Here is a 17,388-nt window from a genome sequence, read left to right as displayed (position 1 = left end):
TCCCTCCGCGCTCAGAAGCCCGTCTGATGGGCTCCCTTCAGGGAGAGCATCTCGCGGACATCGTCCGGGCCTGCAATGTCGAACGACAGCGCCTCCAGGATCGAGCGCACCTTGCCGACCTGTTGCGCGTTGCTGGTCGCAAGCTCGCCGCGGCCGATGTACAGGCTGTCCTCCAGCCCGACGCGCACCGATCCGCCCATGATCGCGCCCAGCGTCACGAAGCGCATCTGATGCCGCCCCGCCGCGAACACCGACAGATAATAATCGTCGCCGAACAGCTTGTTGGCGGTGTTGACCATATAGGTCAGGTTCTCCGGATCGGCGCCCGCGCCGCCCATCAGGCCGAAGATGCACTGGATGAAGAAGGGCGGCTTCGCCAGCCCGCGCTCCGCGAAATAGGCGAGCGCGTAGAGGTGGCCGATGTCGTAGCATTCATATTCGAAGCGCGTGCCGTGCTCCAGGCCGATCTCGGTCAGGATGCGCTCGATCGTCTCATAGCTGTTGGCCGCGATCCCGCCCCTGAAGGCTTCGAGATAGGGTTTCTCCCATTCGTGCTTCCATTGGGTATCCGGCCGTACCGGCATCACGCCCGCGTTGAACGATCCCATGTTGAGCGAGGCGAGCTCCGGCCGCGCCGCCTTGGCCGCGAGCAGGCGTTCGTCCACCGAGATGCCCGGGCCGTGGCCGGTGGTGATGTTGAGCACCGCGTTGGTCTGTTGCTTGATGCGCGGCAGGAAATCCATGAACAGCGCGGGATCGCCGCTCGGCCGCCCGTCCCTGGGATCGCGCGCGTGGAGGTGGATCACCGATGCCCCCGCCTCGGCCGCCTCCACGGCGGCGGTGGTGATCTGGTCGGCGGTGATGGGCAGGTGATCGGACATGGTCGGCGTGTGGATCGACCCCGTCACCGCGCAGGTGATGACGACCTTGCGGGTCCGCTGCATCGTGAAATTCCCCTTGATGGTCAGCGCCGTGCGGGCGCTTCGAGAAGCTGGCGCAGGCGCAGCAGGTTGCGGTCGCGCCAGCCCATGCGCTTGCGCAGCGCGGCGATCGGCAGCGCGGCGCGCCGGCTTTCGATCGCGGCGGCCACCGCCTCCTCGCGCCAGGGCTCGGCGATGCCCAGCTTGCGGCTGAGCGCCTGATAATCCTTGCCGAACTTGCCGATATAATCGGCGATGCCGCCGTCGGCGTTCAGGTCCATCGTCTCCAGCGGCCCCATCATCGCCCAGCGCAGGCCCAGGCCCAGCCGCAGGCATGCGTCGATGTCCGCCGGGCTGGCGACGCCTTCGCCGATCAGGTGCATGATCTCGCTGACCACCGCGGCCTGGAGGCGGTTGCCGATGAAGCCTTCCACCGGCTTGTGCAGCAGCACGGGATGCTGGCCGAACCCGGCGAGCAGGCGCCGCGCGCGCGCCACCACCTTTTCAGCCGTGCCCGGCGCGGGCACCAGCTCGACCAGCGGGATCAGGTGCGGCGGGTTGAACGGATGCGCGATCAGCGACCGCCATTCGCCCGCCAGCCCGCCCAGGAACTCCGCGGGAGGGATCGACGAGCAGGAGCTGGCGAGGATGCACTCGCGCGGCGCAACCGCGTCCATCTGTTCGAAGATCGCGCGCTTGGCGGCGACGGTCTCGGCGATGCTTTCCTGCGCATATTGCGCGCCGCCGAGCGCTTCGGCCAGGCTGTCCACGGGCAGCAGCGCCGCCTCGATCGCGCGGACCTCGGCCGCCTTCATGCCCTGGCCGCGCAGCGTTTCCGCGATCACTGCGGGCGCGCGCTGGGCGGCGTCGCCATTCTGGTCGTAGAGCCGCACCTCGGCACCGGCGCGGGCGAACACCACCGCCCAGCTCCGCCCGATCACCCCGCAGCCGATTATCGCGACGCGCATCCTGCGCCTCAGCATGCTCATCCCCAAAGCTCCCGTGAAGGAAAGTCCATCCGGCCCTGGTGATAGGCGATCGGGTGATCGACGTCTTCGGACTGGAGCAGCGGCCCATCGAGATCGACGAAGCGGCAGCGCTGCGCGAGTACCGCGGCGGGCGCCATCGCCAGCGAGCTGCCGATCATGCAGCCGACCATCAGCCGGAGCCCCGCCGCCTCCGCCGCGTCGGCCAGCGCCAGCCCCGCGGTGAGCCCGCCGGTCTTGTCGAGCTTGATGTTGACGAAATCGAACAGCGGCGCGATCCGCGCCAGATCGTCCGCATCATGCAAGCTTTCGTCGGCGCAGATCGGGATGCCGCGCGCGATCCCGGCCAGGTCCGCGTCGGCCTCCGGCGGCAGCGGCTGTTCGATCAGCACCACGCCCAGCGCCATCAGATCGGGCAGCAGCCCTTCGAGTTGCGCGCGCGTCCAGGAGGCGTTGGGATCGAGGATGATGCTCGCCTCAGGCGCTCCCTCGCGGACGGCGCGGAGGCGTCGGAGCGGGTTGCCGGCGTCGACCTTGACCTTGAGCAGCGGATAGCCGGCGCGGGCGGCGGCCTTCTCGCGCATCCGTTCGGGCGTGCCGATGCCGATGGTGTAGGCGGAGACCATCGCGCGAGGCTCGGCGATGCCGGCGCGCTGCCAGGCGGGGATGCCGGTCGCCTTGGCCTCCAGATCCCACAGCGCGGCATCGATGGCGCAGCGCGCGCCGCCCTTCGGCAGCAGGCCGAGCAGCGCGTGACGATCGATCCCGGCGCGGATCGCGGGGGCCGCCGCCTCGATCTCGGCGAGCATCGATGCCGGCGTCTCGCCGCGATAGTTGACGCCATAGGCCTCGCCACGGCCCGTGCGGCCTTCGCCGTCGGTTAGCGTGACGATGATCCCGTCGGCGGTGGAAACGGCGCCGCGCGCGATCACGAACGGCTCGCTCATCGGCCAGCTTACCGGCCGCGCCTCCAGCGTCAGCGTCACAGCGTTTCGAGCTGCGCGAGCAGCGGCGACAGATCGTGCTTGATCGGATCGAAGGCGGGTAGCCCGGTCTCGCTCCCGGCCGCGGCGATCGCGGCGGCGGTGGCGGCCTCGTCCAGCCCCTTGGTGTTGAGCGCGACCGCGACGATCCGCGAGTCCGGATTGGTGCGCCGGGCGAGCGGCAGGTGAAGCTCCATCGCCTGGGTGAGCGTGGGCAGGCGATAGCCCTCGAACCCGTTGATGCGCTCGCGCGTGGGGTGGTGGCACAGCACCATCGCGTCGGGTTGCGACCCGTGGAGCAGGCCCAGCGTCACCGCGGCATAGGCGGGGTGAAACAGCGATCCCTGGCCCTCGATCACGTCCCAGTGCGCGGGGGCGGCATCGGGCGAGAGCTGTTCGGCCACGCCCGAGATGAAGTCGGCGACCACCGCGTCGATCGCGGCGCCCTCGCCCGAGATCATGATGCCGGTCTGGCCGGTCGCGCGGAAGCTGGCGTCCCAGCCCGCCGCCTGCATCGCGCGGGTGATGCTGAGCGCGGTGTATTTCTTGCCCAGCGCGCAATCGGTGCCGACGGTCAGCAGCCGCTTGCCGCTGCGCTTGATGCCGGTGCCGACGCGGCGTTCATACTGGCCGTGGCGGATATCGATGAGCTGCCCGCCGGACTTCGCGGCGGCCGCGGCGATCTCCGCGAAGGAGCCGAGCGGAGTGTGGAGCCCGCTCACGATGTCGAGCCCGGCCTCCAGCGCCTCCACCACCGCGCCGATCCAGTGCGCGGGCAGGGCGCCGCCCGGAGGCGCCGCGCCGATCAGCAGCGACTTCACGCCCTTCGCCCGCGCCTCGGCGGGGGTCAGGACCGGCAGCGCCAGGTCGATCGTACAGCCAGGCAGCGACCATTGGCCGGCGCAGGATTCCGGCGCCCAGTCGCGGACGCCATAGGCCGTCTTGGCGTTCACCTCGTTCCGGAGGTCGCCGGTGAACACCAGATAGGGGCGGGGCAGCGCGATCATGCTCAGGCCGCCAGAACCGCGTCGATCCGTTCGAGCGCGGTATCGATCACCGCCTCGTCCATCGGCGTGGAGAGGATGAACAGCAGCGTCGAGGTGCAGAAAATGCCGCTGTCGAGCAGCCCGCGGTGGAGCCGCGCCGCCAGCTCCATGTCGGCGCCGTCGGTCACGATGTCGCGATAGTCGTTCGCGGGCTTGTCCGAGAAGCGGATGCTGGCGAGCGATCCCTGGCCGCGGACCGTGCCGGCGATGCCGCGCCGCGCGAGTATCTCGGCCATCCCCGCGCGCAGCCGGTCGCCGAGCCGTTCGAGCCGCGCGAAGGCCTCGCGATCGAGCATCTCCATCGCGGTGCGGCCGGCCACCATGGTGACGGGGTTCGCGTTATAGGTGCCGCCGTGGACCAGCTTCGGCCCGCCCTCGACGAACACCCGCATCACGTCCGCCCGGCCGCCGACCGCGCCCACGGGCATGCCGCCGCCGATGATCTTGCCCAGCGCGGTAAGATCCGGCCGGATACCGAGCGCCTCCTGCGCGCCGCCGAAGCCGAGGCGGAAGCTGTAAACCTCGTCAAAGATCAGCAGCGCGCCGAGGCGCTCGGTCTCCTCGCGAAGCATCGCGAGGAATTCCGGCGACGTGCCCATGAAGTGGAGCCGCGAGGGCAGCGGATCGATCAGCACGCCGGCAAGCTGCTCACCGGCCTCGCGCAGCAGGCGGCGCGAAACCTCCACATTGTTGTGCGGGATCACCACCGTATCGGCGAGCGACGAGGCGGGTGTGCCGTGGCACAGCGCCACCGCGGCGGGGCGATCGATGCCGCCCCAGTTCTCCGGCGTCGATGCCAGGCTGGTTTCCGAGGGATCGTAGCTGCCGTGGAAGGCGCCTTCGATCTTCGCGATCTTCGGCCGGCCGGTGAAGGCGCGCGCGGCCTTCACCGCGAACATCACGCCCTCCGTCCCCGAATTGGCGAAGCGGATATGCTCGATCGACGCGACGCGGCCGGTGATCAGCTCGGCGAGGTCGATCTCGCTCTCCGTCGGCAGGCCCACCGCGAACAGATCGCCCACCTGGCGGCGCACCGCCTCGACGATCGCCGGCGGGCAATGGCCGTGGATCAGCGAGGAATAGTTGTTCACGAAATCGATGCGCTCGACGCCGTCGACGTCGGTGATGCGGCAGCCGCTGCCGTGATCGGCATAGGGCGGGTGCGGCGGGAAGAAGATCGTCACGCGCGAATTGCCGCCCGGCATCACCTGTTGCGCGCGGCGATAGAGGTCCGCGGACCGGGGGCGCAGCAGCTCGGTATCGTTCTTCTGCAGCGACAGCGTCATGCCCATCCTTTCCGGCAACACCCGGGTGCAGGAGGAGCTGCCCCGTTTTCCTTGAATGGGATATCACCTTGAAGAATATTTATGTCAATATGGAATATTCCTTTTCGGAATGACCTGGCGTGGAAGCGCTTGCCATTTTCTCCGCACAGGATAACCGGGGGTGGAGGAGAGGCAGATTTGCGCAAGGAGAAAGCGGTGAGCGAAAAGACCGGCCCCAGCCTCGGCAAGAACATGCGCAGGCTGCGCACCGAGCGCGGCTGGAGCATGGTGAAGATGGGCGACGTGGTGGGGCTGACCCAGTCGAGCCTGTCGAAGATCGAGAATGATCTGATGTCGCTCTCCTACGAAAAGCTCGTCGAGGTATCGCGCAAGCTGGATTGCGACATCTCCGAGCTGTTCCGCGACGACGAGCAGTTCGGGCGCAACATGGCCGCCTCCGCGCGCATCGCGGTGGACCGCAACAACGACCGCAAGCTCGTCCAGTGGCGCAACATCCGCCACCGCCAGCTCGCCGTCGAGGTCAAGGACCGGCTGATGATCCCGACCTATGGCGAGGTCACCGGCGATGGCCAGGAGCCGACGCTGGAGCTGGGCGACTATTTCGGCGAGCGCTTCATCTATGTCCTGGAAGGCAATGTGACCTTCCACAGCGAATTCTATGAGGCGTACAAGCTCAAGGCGGGCGACAGCATCTACCTGGACATCCGCATGCGCCACACGATGACCACGCCCAAGGGCAAGACCGCGCGGGTGCTGGTGATCACCACGTCGGAGGACAAGAAGTTCCTGGCGATGGAGCGCGCGCTGGCCGCGCAGGGGCTGACCAACATCGCCGAGTTCGAGCAGTTCCAGCGCCCCGCCTCGCGCAAGCGCCCGGAATAGCCCCGCGCGCTATCCGCCGCCCGCCACCGGCAGCGTGACGAAGTCGCTCTGCGTCGGCGGGCCGCCCGCGACGTGGAGCTTAACCGTCTCCCCGATCTCGAACACGGTCGCGCCGATCGTCATCCAATAGGGGTCGCGCTCGTCCAGCTCGGTCTCGCGGCAGACGGGGAAGTCGGCGTCGTCGCGGGCGCGCAGCACCGCCATCGCCTCCTCCACGCTGCTGGCGCCCTGACGCGCGGCGAAGCGCTCCATCAGGCTGTCGAGCCGGCGGCGGCTGCTGGTCTCCAGCAGCGGATCGAGCGCGGCGCGGATGTCCGCGCAGGCCAGCGGATGGTTGGTGTGGACCACGCGGTCCGCGCGATCGCCCAGGCGATATGGCGTGGCACCGGTGCCGCAGCATTCGAGATTATACACGCCCGCGCGCCCGCCGAGCAGATAGTTCTGGCCGGAGGCGTGGGGAATGGCGGTGAGGAAGCGATGGGCATCCTCCAGGCTGGCGCTCGCCAGCGTGCGGCGTACCACCGCCGCCACCGGCAGCCCGCCGGGATCGGGCGCGAGCTGGAGCAGCGTGTTGCAGCACATGCCGAAGCCGCGGCCGCTGACGCCGTTCATCGCCACCATCCCGGCGACGGTGAAGATCAGCGCCTCCGCCCCGTCCTCCGGATCGCGGGTGCGCAGCAGCAACTGCATCCCGTCCGCCCAGGAGCCGACGTCGATGTTCTGGGCAACGATGGCGGGGCGATCGCCCTCGCCGCGCGCGCCGATCGCGCTGCACCGGTCGCCGCGCTCGCCGGGCGCGGCGAAACGGTCACGAAAGAACCAGCGCGCCTCGTCGCCGAGCTGGAAGGCGAGGACGAGGCGCGGGTCCTGGTTGGCGCCCTCGGCAATCCCCGCGATCTCTTCGAGCAGCGCGGGGATGTGGCGGCGAATCTGATCGACGCAGCCGGTTTCGGTCAGCAGCAGTTCCTGCGCATCGGCAAAGCCCATGCCCGGCGGAAGCTGGGCGGTCTCCTGCCACAGGTCCAGAATCTCCGCGATCCGCGCGCGCATCGCCTCGCCGTGCCGCCGCCCGGCCTCGCGCGGCGGGCCGGACAGGTCGATCACGGGCATGTCCTGCGTCCTCATGCCGCCACCTTCTCGAACGCGCCGAACAGCGAATGCTCGAAGCCGGTGACGCGCCCCTCCGCGCTGCGCAGGCCCAGGCGCATCAGATCGCCGTACAGCTCCTGCTCCATGCCGACGAAATCGTGGCGCACCTCGAAATTCGCCGGGCCGACGGGTTCGAGCATGGCGGAGAGCATCGGCCGGTCGGATATCTCCAGCCGCAGCGCGCCGCCGGTCTCCGTCAGCGTGGCCTCGCCGAAGTTCGCGCTGGAATAGCGGCCCGGCGCGTCGGCGGGGAAGGGGGCGGCGTCGCCATCGGGAAAGCGCTTGCGGATGTCCGCGATCGCTTCGTCGACGCGCTTGACGAAGGCGTCGTGCATCAGCGTTTCCCAGTCCTTGCCCCCGGTGCCGAGCATGTGATCGAGCATCAGGTACACCGCGGGCATGAACGCCGAGCTGTAGAGGTTGACGAAGCACGCCACGCCCACCTGCTCCTCCGGGCAGAACATGATCATCGTCGATGCGCCCAGCTCGCTGCCGGTGTGCCGGTAGACCAGCCGGCCGTGGTAATCGAACTGCTGCCACCCCATCGCATAGAGCGAGAAATGCTCGCCGGTCGTCGGATTGGGGACGTCGATCGAATGCGGCTTGCGCGTTTCGCCCAGCGCCTCGCGCGAGATCACCTGGCGGCCGCCGGCCATGCCCTCATTGATCTGGAAGCGCAGCCACTGCGCCACGTCGTTGGCGGACAGGTACACGCAGCTCGAACCCTCCCATCCGACGCACAGCGGATCGGGCAGCGCCAGCGTGCGATCGTGCAGGCGGACATGCGGCCAGAAATGATCGGGATGGCCGGTCAGCACGCCCTCGCTGGATACGGCGGAGGCCATGCCGATCGGGCGGAACAGCTTCTCCGCGATCAGGTCCGGATAGGCGCGGCCGGTGCGCCGGGTGATCAGCTTCGACGCAGCGGCATAGCCGGCGTTCATATAGGTCGTCTTCTCGCGGAAGCCGGCCTCGCGCGGGATGAACTGCATCATCGGGAAATAGTCCTGCGACGGCCGCGACGGGTTGAACCCGAATTCGGGCGCGCCCTCGCGCTTGTAGCCGGTGCGCATGCCCAGCACGTCGCGCAGCCGCAGCTCGCGGGTGATCCAGGGATCGTCAGTGACGAATTCCGGCACCGTATCGGCGACGCGATCGTCCCAGGCGAGCACGCCTTCGTCGACCAGCGCCGCCGCCAGCGTAGCGCAGAACGCCTTGGAGCAGGACGCGATCGAAAAGGCGGTGTCCGGCCCCACCGGCTCCGGCTCGCCGATCCGCTTGGGGCCATGGGTGCGGATGAAGGTCTCGTCGCCCTTCACCGCGACGGCAACCGCTGCCGGAATGCCGAAGCGATCGAATATGGAGGCGAGGCCCGCGTCGAGCGCGGCGGGGAAGTTCGAGGTCACATGTCTCTCCTGAAGCTTTCGTCGGCGATGGCCTGGTCGATCAGCGCGGCGGCATAGGGTGCGAAGGATCGCCAGACCTCGATGTGGAAACGGTCCGCGGCCTGGCGCCACAGGACCACCTCGGCCTTGTGGAACAGCGTGCGGGTGGCGCGGCCGGGCGGGAAGGCGGCGGAATCGAGGTCGAGCGGACAGCCCGCCGCCAGCACCTCGGCGGCACCGGGGCCGGAAAGGGTGAAGCCGATCTGCCGTTCGGATACGTCCACCGCCGAATGCGGCAGCGCGCCCAGCGCATCGCCCGCCGCCGCGACGGAGGGGACGGCGCCGGGCTCGCCGATCAGCAGCCATTCGCCGGGGCCAAGCGTCAGGATCGCCAGCCCGGCGCGATCCGACACCGCGCCGGTTTCGCGCGGCAGCGGCAGTCCGGCCAGCGCCGGCGGGGCGGATTCGGGGCGCAGGCGCAGCGACAGGCGGCGGTATCCGGGCGTGCCGGAGCGCGTTGCCGGGGCGTGGAGGTCAGCCATCGGCGGGTTCTCCGGCAGGATCGAGGAAGGGGAGGGGCGCGGTGCGCACCGGATGGAAGCCGCGATCGCCGGAGACGTACAGACGGTCCGCGCCTGCGCCGCCTCCTTCGACCAGCGCCATCGCGATCGAACGGCCGAGCGCTTCGCTCCAATAGGCCGAGGTGACATGGCCGATCGCGTGCGTGCCCGGCGCGGGCGCGGGATCGTCCACGACCTGCGCGCCCTCCTCCAGCACCAGCCCCGGCTCCTCGGTCAGCAGCCCGACGAGCTGCTTGCGGTTCGCGGCGAGCATGTCGGGGCGGACCAGCGATCGCTTGCCGACAAAGTCCTTCTTGGCCTTGCCGATCATCCAGCCGAGCCCGGCGTCCGCGGGCGTCACCGTGCCGTCGGTATCCTGGCCGACGATGATGAAGCCCATCTCGGCGCGCAGCACGTGCATCGCCTCCGTGCCATAGGCGGTGCCGTCGAGCGCCCGGGCACGTTCCCACAGCGCATCCCACACCGCGCGCGCCTGTGAGGGGGGGACGTTGACCTCGAAACCCAGCTCGCCGGTGAAGCTGACGCGGAACAGGCGGGCGGGCACGCCGATGATGTGGCCGGTGCGAACGCTCATGTGCGGCATCGCCGCGTCGGAAAGGTCGATGTCGCCGACCAGCGGCGCGATCAGCCTGCGCGCGCGCGGCCCCTGCACCGCGATCACCGCCCATTGCTCGGTGACGGAGGTGAGCCAGACGTCCAGATCGGGCCATTCGGTCTGGAGGTAATCCTCCATATGGGCGAGCACGCGCGCGGCGCCGCCGGTGGTGGTGGTGACGTGGAACCGGTCCTCCGCCAGCCGCCCGACCACGCCGTCGTCGAAGATGAACCCGTCCTCGCGCAGCATCAGCCCATAACGGCATCGCCCGGGCTCCAGCTTGCGCCAGGCGTTGGTGTAGATTCGCTCCATGAAGGTGGCGGCGTCCGGCCCCACCACCTCGATCTTGCCCAGCGTCGAGGCGTCGAACAGCCCCACCGTGGATCGCACCGTGCGGCATTCGCGCGCGACGGCGGCGTGCATGTCTTCGCCCGCGCGCGGGAAATAGCGCGCGCGGCGCCAGTTTCCGACCGGCTCGAACACCGCGCCCTGCGCCTGCGCCCAGGGATCGATGGGCGTGCGGCGCAGCGGATCGAACAGCTCGCCGCGCGCCGCCCCGGCCAGCATGCCGAAGCTGACGGGGGTATAGGGCATGCGGAAGGTGGTGAGCCCCACCTCCGGGATCGGCTTGCCCAGCCGCGCCGATGCGATGGCGAGCGCGGCGAGGTTGGACGACTTGCCCTGGTCCACCCCCATGCCGGTGGTGGTGTAGCGCTTGATATGCTCGATCGAGTGGAAGCCTTCCTGCACGGCGATGCGGATGTCGCGCGTGGTGACGTCGCTCTGCAGGTCGATGAAGGCCTTGCCGCGATCGGCGTCCGGCCCGGGGAGCGATACGCCGCCGCCTTCCGTGCCATGCGGTAGCGCAGCGGGGGAGCGCGCCGCCGCGCGTCCCTCCGCCACCGCCGCGTCCAGCGCGAAGCTGCCGTTGCAGGCGCCCGCGCTGCCCACGCCGGGCACGGGGTCGCCGGGCAGGAAGATGTTGCGCGCGGGATCGAAAACCGCCCTGCTGCCCGTCTGGGCGTGGAGATGGATGGCGGGCAGCCAGCCGGCGCTGGAGAGCAGCAGGTCGCAGGCGATCCGCCGCCCGCCGATCGTCACGGCGCGGACGGCGTGGGTGCCCGACACGCCATCGATCCGCGCGCCGGGGCACACCGGGATGCCGAGCGCGGCGGCCCGGGCGGTGAGCTCCGGCGCCACGTCCGCGCGGACATCGGCGATCAGCGCGACCGGCAGGCCCAGCGCGGCCAGATCGAAGGCATCATGCCACGCGCGATCCGCCCCGGTCACCAGCACCGCACGGCTGCCCGCCAGCACGCCGTAGCGCCGGGCATAGGCGCGCGCGGCACCCGCCAGCATCACGCCGGGGCGATCGTTGCCGGGGAAGACCAGCGGCTGCTCGATCGCGCCGGTGGCGAGCAGGATGCGCGCGGCGCGCACCTGCCACAGCCGCTCGCGCGGGCCGTGCGCGGCGGCCGGGGACGGCAAGTGGTCGGTCACCCGCTCGGCGAGCCCCGCCATCCCGTCCGCGAACAGGCCGAACGCGGTGGTGCGCGGCAGCAGGCGGCAGTTGGGCAGCGCCGCCAGCCGCGCCAGCGCGTCGGAACGCCAGCGACGCGCGGGAACGCCCTCCACCAGCGCCTCCGGATCGTCGAGCAGCGACGCGCCAAGCACCGCATTCTCGTCGCACAGGATCACGCGCCGGCCCGCCTCGGCTGCGGTCAGCGCGGCGGCGATCCCCGCCGGGCCGGCGCCGGCCACCAGCAGGTCGCAATGCGCATAGCGGGTGGCGTAGCGGTCCGGATCGGGCGCGGCGGGCGCCTTGCCGAGCCCCGCGGCGCGGCGGATCACCGGCTCGTACACGCGATGCCAGAAGGCGCGCGGCCACAGGAAGGTCTTGTAATAGAAGCCCGCCGTCAGCAGCGGTGCGAACCAGCCCGTCACGGCGCCGACGTCGCGGTGCAGCGAGGGCCAGCGGTTCTGGCTGGCGGCCTCCAGCCCCTCGTGCAGCTCGACCATCGTCGCGCGCAGGTTGGGCGTGGTCCGCCCCCCGCCGCGATCGACGGTGACGAGCGCGTTCGGCTCCGCCGCGCCGATCGTCGCGATGCCGCGCGGGCGATGGTATTTGAACGAGCGTCCGGCGAGCCGCACCCCGTTGGCGAGCAGCGCGGAGGCGAGCGTGTCGCCGGCGAACCCGGTCATCTCGCGTCCGTCGAACTGGAACAGCACCGGCCGGTCGCGATCGATCAGCGGCGCATCGGGCAGGCGGGCGCGGCTCATCGTGCGGTCTCCGGAAGGTCCGGGCGCGGCTGGCCGGCCGGATAGGCGGCCAGGATTCGGTCGCCCGCCGTCTCGCGCAGCAGGTTGAAATAGCGCGCGCAGCCATGGACGTGGCGCCAGCGTTCGGCATGCACGCCCTTCGGGTTTTGCCGTTCGTAGAGGAAGGCGGCCCAGGCGTCGTCGTCGAGCGCGGAAGGATCCTCGGGGCGGGCGACATGCGCCTCGCCGCCATAGGCGAACTCGATCTCGGGCCGGGGGCCGCAATGCGGGCAGGGGATCAGCAGCATGGGACTCGGGTCAGTGCGCGACCGCCGCCGCCGCCGCCTCGTCGATGAGGCGGCCGGTGCGGAAGCGATCGAAGGTGAAGGGGGCGTTGAGCGGATGCGGCTCGCCGCGCGCGATGGTGTGGGCGAAGACATGGCCGGAACCGGGCGTGGCCTTGAACCCGCCCGTGCCCCAGCCGCAGTTGACGAACAGGCCGGGCACGTCCGTCTTGCCGATGATCGGCGAGCGATCGGGGGTAACGTCCACGATGCCGCCCCAGTTGCGCATCATCCGCACCCGCCGCAGCGTGGGGAACAGCTCGCAGATCGCCTCCAGCGTGTGCATCGGCACGTGCAGCCCGCCGCGCTGGGAATAGGAGACATAGGCGTCGGTGCCGGCGCCGACCACCAGCTCGCCCTTGTCGGATTGCGAGATATAGGCGTGGATGGTGTTCGACATGACGACGCAGGGGATCACCGGCTTCAGCGGCTCCGAAACCAGCGCCTGGAGCGGATAGCTCTCGATCGGCGCGCGCAGCCCGGCCATCGCCAGCAGCGTCGAGCTGTGCCCCGCGACGACCAGCCCCAGCCGCCGCGTGGCGATGGGGCCGCGCCCGGTGTCGATGCCGCAGACATGGCCGGCCGCGTCTCGGCGGATGCCGGTGACGGGGCAGTTCTCGATGATGTCCACGCCAAGCGCGGCGGCGGCGCGGGCATAGCCCCAGGCCACCGCATCGTGCCGCGCCACCCCGCCGCGCCGCTGGAGCGTGGCGCCGATCACCGGATGGCGCGCGGCGGGATCGATGCTGAGCGGCGGGCAGAAGGCCTTGGCCTCCTCCGGCGTCAGCCATTCATTGTCGATGCCCGCCAGCCGGTTGGCATGGACGTGGCGCTTGAGCACCTGCACGTCGTGAACCGAGTGCGCGAGCATCATCACCCCGCGCGGCGAGAACATCACATTGTAGTTCAGCGCCTGCGACAGCGGTTCCCACAGGCGCAGCGCGTGATCGTAGAGCGCGGCGCTTTCCTCCCACAGATAGTTGGAGCGGATGATGGTGGTGTTCCGGCCGGTGTTGCCGCCGCCGATCCAGCCGCGCTCCACCACCGCGATGTTCCGCATGCCATGCTCTGACGCGAGATAATAAGCGGTCGCCAGCCCATGGCCGCCACCGCCCACGATCACCGCGTCATAGGCGGCCTTGGGCTCCGGGGAGGGCCATTGCCGCCGCCACCCGCGATGCCCCCCTGCGGCGTTGCGCAGGATTTCCAGAAAGCTGAACCCCACCCCTGTCTCGCTTATGCTGATTACGAAAAAACTATTCCCAAAGCGAATATATTATGCAACTCTCCGTTGCAAGAGATCGAAAGCCTTGGGGGAGAGTATGATTCACGCCGACAAAGCCATCATCACCTGCGCGGTGACGGGCGCCGTCCACCTGCCGTGCCAGTCCGACTATCTGCCGATCACGCCGGATCAGATCGTGGAGGAATCGGTGGCCGCGGCGGAGGCCGGGGCGGCGATCATCCACCTTCACGCGCGCGATCCGATCGACGGGCGGCCGACCACCGATCCGGAGGTCTACGGACAGTTCCTGCCGCGCATCAAGCAGCAGACCAACGCCATCCTGAACATCACCACCGGCCAGCCCGGCACCTTTGAGGAGCGGATGCTGGCGCCGATGCGCTTCTCGCCCGAGCTTTGCTCGTTCAACATGGGGCCGATGAACGCCGCGCTGTTCGCGATGCTGCCGCGCTATGGCGACAAGGTGAAGCACGCCTGGGAACGCGAGTTCATGGCGATGACCAAGGGGCTGAACACCGTCAACACGTTCGAGGGGATGGAATATATCGCCCGCGAACTTGGCGAGAAGCGCGGGGTTCGGTTCGAGTTCGAATGCTTCGATATCGGGCATCTCCACAGCCTGAAATTCATCGCGGACCAGGGGTGGGTGAAGCCGCCCTTCTTCATCCAGTCGATCTACGGCTTCGTCGGCGGGCTGGGCGCCAATCCGGCGCATGTGCTGCACATGAAGCAGACCGCCGACGAGCTGTTCGGCGACCAATATTACTGGTCGAACCTTGCGGCCGGACGTAACCAGATGAAGTTCATCACGCTGGGCGCGATCCTGGGGGGCAACGTGCGTGTCGGGCTGGAGGACAGCTTGTGGGATGCCAAGGGCAAGCCGGCCCGATCGAACGCCGATCAGGTGCGGCGCATCCGCCGCATCCTGGAGGATCTGTCTATCGAGGTCGCGACCCCGGACGAGGCGCGCGCGATGCTGGGCACCAAGGGTGCCGACAAGGTCAACTTCTGAGCGGTGGCGGGCGTGAGCGATATCCTGGATAGCGGCCTGGCCGGTCTGATCGCGGCGTTGCGCGCCGAACGGGGCTTCCCGGGCGCGACCGCGGCGGTGGCGCTGGCGGACGGGCGGACGCTGGTGGCCGCTGCCGGCATGGCGGACCCGGACGCCGGCGCCGCGATGGCGCCGGACGCGGTGATGCTGCAGGCGAGCGTCGGCAAGATGTATGTCGGCGCGATCGCGCGGTTGCTGGCCGATCAGGGCGTGCTCTCGCTCGACGCGCCCGTGGCGGACTATCTGGGCGCCCGGCCGTGGTTCGCGCGGCTGCCCAACCATGCCGCGATGCGGCTGCGCCACCTGCTCAGCCACAGCGCGGGGCTGCACGACTATATGAACGTGCCCGCCTTCGCTCCGCTGGCGGCGCTGATCCTGGGCGATCCTGAACAGTTCTGCGATCCGGAGCGGCTGATCGGCTGTATCCTGGATCTGCCGCCGCTGTTCGCCCCGGGCGAGGCCTTTGCCTATACCGACGCCGCCTTCCTGGTCGCCGGGCTGGCGATCGAGGCGGCGGCGGGCGAGGGCTATTACGATCTGGTCCGGCGGCTCGTGCTTGAGCCCTGGGGCCTGGGCGAGACCTTCGCCGCGGACCGGCGCCGCATCCCCGGCCTGGTGCCCGGCTTCCGCGGGCCGAATCCGATGGGGCTTCCCCGCCGGTCGATGGAGGATGGGGCGCTGACGCTGCATCCCGGATCGGAATGGGCGGGCGGCGGCTGGGCGAGCAGCTCGGGCGACATGGCGCGTTTCGCGCTGCGCCTGCTCGGCGGCCCCGATTCGCGTCACCGCGACGCGGTGAAGGCCTGCGCCCAGCCCGCCGCCGCACCAATCGGCGGCAGCTATGGCCTGGGCGTGCTGGTGTCGGACAGCCCGCTGGGCGAGCGGTTCGGCCATGGCGGCTGGACCCCCGGATACCGCACCGACGTCCATTGCTATCCGGCGCACGGGATGGCCGTGGCGGTGATGGTCAACGCCGACGATCCCGCCTGCGCCTCGGGCGACGACCTGCTTGCCTTCGGCGCGCGCGTCGCCGCCTATGCCGCCGAACACCCGATCCTCCAGCAGGGAGATTCCCGCGATGTCTGATGCCCTGAACCGCCGTACCGCGCTGATCATGATGGGCGCCTCGATCGCGCTGGCCGGCTGCCGCGGCGGCGGCGGCGGGGCGGGGGGCACCAACGGCCGCACGCTGGTGGTGGGCCGCGCGCAGGACAATCGCAACCTGGACCCGGCGTTCGAAGGATCGCTGACCGACGGTTCGATCATGGAGCTGGCCTATGAACGGCTGGTGCGCGAGGAGCTGAGCCCGGAGGGCGTGCCCACCGGCAAGTTCGCGGGCGTGCTGGCGGAGAAATGGGAGTCGGACCCGAGCGGGCTCGTGTGGACCTTCCACCTGCGCCGCGATCACAAGTTTGACGACGGCTCGCCGGTCACCGCCCAGGCGTTCGATTTCAGCTACAAGCGCGCGCTGAAACTCCAGCCGGGGCTTGCCGCCAACTTCTTCTGGCTCAAGCGCTATGCGGTGGTGGACGATTACACGCTGCGTTTCGAGCTGGGCCAGCCTTTCCCGATCCTGCTCAACTTCCTGGCGGTGAGCGGCGTGTTCGTGAACCCCGCGGTGGCGGCCAAGGCCAAGGACGGCGACAGCGCCGCCGCCTGGCTTTCGGAGAACAGCGCGGGCAGCGGCCCCTATCGCGTCGAACGCTGGGAGCGCGGACAGCAGCTCGTGATGGTCGCCAACCCGCACCATCCCCAGCGCGACCGCTATTTCGACCGCGTCGTGTTCCGCTACATCCGCGAGGCGAACGCCCGCCGGCTGGAGATGGAGAAGGGCCGGATCGACGTGTGCGAGGGCGTGGGCATCGACGATGTCGAGCGGTTCAAGACGATCTCCGGCGTCACGCTGTTCAACCAGCCGGGGCCGTCGATGGTGTTCGTGGACATCAACAACCGCAATCCGGTGCTCTCCGACATCCGCGTGCGCAAGGCGCTGGCGCTGGCGATCGACTATGAAGCGGTCGTGAAATCGGTGATGCAGGGCTATGCGACGCCGCAGGCGGGGCCGATCCCGATCGGCATGCCGGGCTATGATCCCACGGTGAAGCATCCCAAGCGCGACGTTGCCGCGGCGCGCGCGCTGCTGGCGGAGGCGGGGCATGCCAACGCGGCCTTCACGCTCACCTATGTGCAGGGCGGATCGACGCTGAACTCCACCGTGCTGATGATCCAGGCCAATCTGAAGGAGATCGGCGTCACGCTGACGCTGGAGCCCGTCGCGCCATCGGCCGCGATGGAGAAGATCATGGGCGGCACCTATGAGCTGGCCATGAACAATTTCGTGGCGGCCATTGCCGACCCGTGGCTGGTCACCTTCCCGCTGTTCTTCTCGAAGAACGCCGGCCCCGGCGGCAACACCGCCTTCTACGCCAATCCTAAGGTGGACGCGCTGTTGCTGCGCGCGCAATCGGAGCCGGACACGCCGGCCCGCCTGGGCCTGTACCGCGAGGCGCAGACGCTGATCGTCGCCGATGTGCCGCGCATCTTCCTGTTCTCCGCCAACGGGCTGCTCGCCTATCGTTCGGAACTGGAGAATGTCGCGTACAGCGCGTGGCGGCCGCTGGTCTATGACGTGGCCGCGATGCGCCGCCGCGCGGGGGGCTGATCCGCCGTGCCGGTTG

The 17,388-nt window shown here is 69.6% G+C and carries 15 protein-coding genes; 4 read left to right on the top strand and 11 right to left on the bottom strand.

What is annotated here, in order from left to right; all coding sequences use genetic code 11:
- Positions 1 to 11: 11 nt before the first annotated feature.
- Genes OM513_RS13005 through OM513_RS12985 form a run of 5 tightly spaced genes read right to left on the bottom strand, consistent with a single transcriptional unit; the run spans position 12 to position 5,221 of the window.
- Complete coding sequence (locus OM513_RS13005) at positions 12 to 944, bottom strand: BKACE family enzyme (protein ID WP_264944838.1); 933 nt, start codon at positions 942 to 944, stop codon at positions 12 to 14.
- Between the two features lie 20 nt (positions 945 to 964).
- Positions 965 to 1,909 (bottom strand): 3-hydroxyacyl-CoA dehydrogenase, encoded by a 945-nt coding sequence (locus OM513_RS13000; RefSeq protein ID WP_264944837.1) that lies wholly within the window; start codon positions 1,907 to 1,909, stop codon positions 965 to 967.
- Positions 1,906 to 2,892, bottom strand: a complete 987-nt coding sequence (gene dgcA, locus OM513_RS12995) for an N-acetyl-D-Glu racemase DgcA (RefSeq protein WP_264944836.1) — start codon at positions 2,890 to 2,892, stop codon at positions 1,906 to 1,908. Before dgcA ends, OM513_RS13000 begins: the two co-directional genes overlap by 4 nt.
- Positions 2,889 to 3,896, bottom strand: a complete 1,008-nt coding sequence (locus tag OM513_RS12990; RefSeq protein ID WP_264944835.1) for a DUF1611 domain-containing protein — start codon at positions 3,894 to 3,896, stop codon at positions 2,889 to 2,891. Before OM513_RS12990 ends, dgcA begins: the two co-directional genes overlap by 4 nt.
- A gap of 2 nt (positions 3,897 to 3,898) precedes the next feature.
- Complete coding sequence (locus OM513_RS12985) at positions 3,899 to 5,221, bottom strand: aspartate aminotransferase family protein (protein WP_264944834.1); 1,323 nt, start codon at positions 5,219 to 5,221, stop codon at positions 3,899 to 3,901.
- Positions 5,222 to 5,416: 195 nt separating this feature from the next.
- On the opposite strand from OM513_RS12985, the gene OM513_RS12980 reads away from it, so the two are divergent.
- Entirely contained in the window at positions 5,417 to 6,103 is a 687-nt protein-coding gene (locus OM513_RS12980) for a helix-turn-helix domain-containing protein (protein WP_264944832.1), read from the top strand.
- A gap of 9 nt (positions 6,104 to 6,112) precedes the next feature.
- Here the strand turns inward: OM513_RS12980 and OM513_RS12975 are convergent, their stop codons facing one another.
- Genes OM513_RS12975 through OM513_RS12950 form a run of 6 tightly spaced genes read right to left on the bottom strand, consistent with a single transcriptional unit; the run spans position 6,113 to position 13,641 of the window.
- On the bottom strand, positions 6,113 to 7,228 hold the full coding sequence (locus OM513_RS12975; protein WP_264944831.1) for a C45 family autoproteolytic acyltransferase/hydolase: 1,116 nt from the start codon (positions 7,226 to 7,228) through the stop codon (positions 6,113 to 6,115).
- Positions 7,225 to 8,658, bottom strand: coding sequence for a serine hydrolase domain-containing protein (locus OM513_RS12970; protein WP_264944829.1), 1,434 nt, complete (start codon positions 8,656 to 8,658; stop codon positions 7,225 to 7,227). The genes OM513_RS12975 and OM513_RS12970 overlap by 4 nt, the downstream gene beginning before the upstream one ends.
- A complete protein-coding gene (locus OM513_RS12965) occupies positions 8,655 to 9,179 on the bottom strand; it encodes a sarcosine oxidase subunit gamma (RefSeq protein WP_264944828.1) in 525 nt (174 codons plus the stop codon). Before OM513_RS12965 ends, OM513_RS12970 begins: the two co-directional genes overlap by 4 nt.
- A complete protein-coding gene (locus OM513_RS12960) occupies positions 9,172 to 12,093 on the bottom strand; it encodes a sarcosine oxidase subunit alpha family protein (protein ID WP_264944826.1) in 2,922 nt (973 codons plus the stop codon). The genes OM513_RS12965 and OM513_RS12960 overlap by 8 nt, the downstream gene beginning before the upstream one ends.
- A complete protein-coding gene (locus OM513_RS12955) occupies positions 12,090 to 12,380 on the bottom strand; it encodes a sarcosine oxidase subunit delta (RefSeq protein ID WP_264944825.1) in 291 nt (96 codons plus the stop codon). Before OM513_RS12955 ends, OM513_RS12960 begins: the two co-directional genes overlap by 4 nt.
- Before the next feature lie 10 nt (positions 12,381 to 12,390).
- The gene (locus OM513_RS12950; RefSeq protein ID WP_264944824.1) at positions 12,391 to 13,641 is read right to left on the bottom strand and encodes a sarcosine oxidase subunit beta family protein; all 1,251 of its coding nucleotides are present in this window, start codon (positions 13,639 to 13,641) and stop codon (positions 12,391 to 12,393) included.
- Between the two features lie 97 nt (positions 13,642 to 13,738).
- On the opposite strand from OM513_RS12950, the gene OM513_RS12945 reads away from it, so the two are divergent.
- From OM513_RS12945 to OM513_RS12935, 3 genes are read left to right on the top strand one after another with little or no spacing between them, the layout of a single operon-like run.
- Positions 13,739 to 14,671 carry a BKACE family enzyme gene (locus tag OM513_RS12945; protein ID WP_264944822.1) on the top strand — a complete coding sequence of 311 codons (933 nt, stop codon included), beginning with the start codon at positions 13,739 to 13,741 and terminating at the stop codon, positions 14,669 to 14,671.
- Between the two features lie 12 nt (positions 14,672 to 14,683).
- The gene (locus tag OM513_RS12940; RefSeq protein WP_264944821.1) at positions 14,684 to 15,796 is read left to right on the top strand and encodes a serine hydrolase domain-containing protein; all 1,113 of its coding nucleotides are present in this window, start codon (positions 14,684 to 14,686) and stop codon (positions 15,794 to 15,796) included.
- Positions 15,789 to 17,372, top strand: a complete 1,584-nt coding sequence (locus OM513_RS12935) for an ABC transporter substrate-binding protein (RefSeq protein WP_264944819.1) — start codon at positions 15,789 to 15,791, stop codon at positions 17,370 to 17,372. The genes OM513_RS12940 and OM513_RS12935 overlap by 8 nt, the downstream gene beginning before the upstream one ends.
- Positions 17,373 to 17,388 lie beyond the last annotated feature (16 nt).

The sequence above is a fragment of the Sphingomonas canadensis genome (assembly GCF_026013525.1).
In the GTDB taxonomy this organism is placed as follows: domain Bacteria; phylum Pseudomonadota; class Alphaproteobacteria; order Sphingomonadales; family Sphingomonadaceae; genus Sphingomonas; species Sphingomonas canadensis.
Note: the sequence above shows the minus strand (reverse complement) of the source record. Positions and strands in the feature narration are given on the sequence as shown.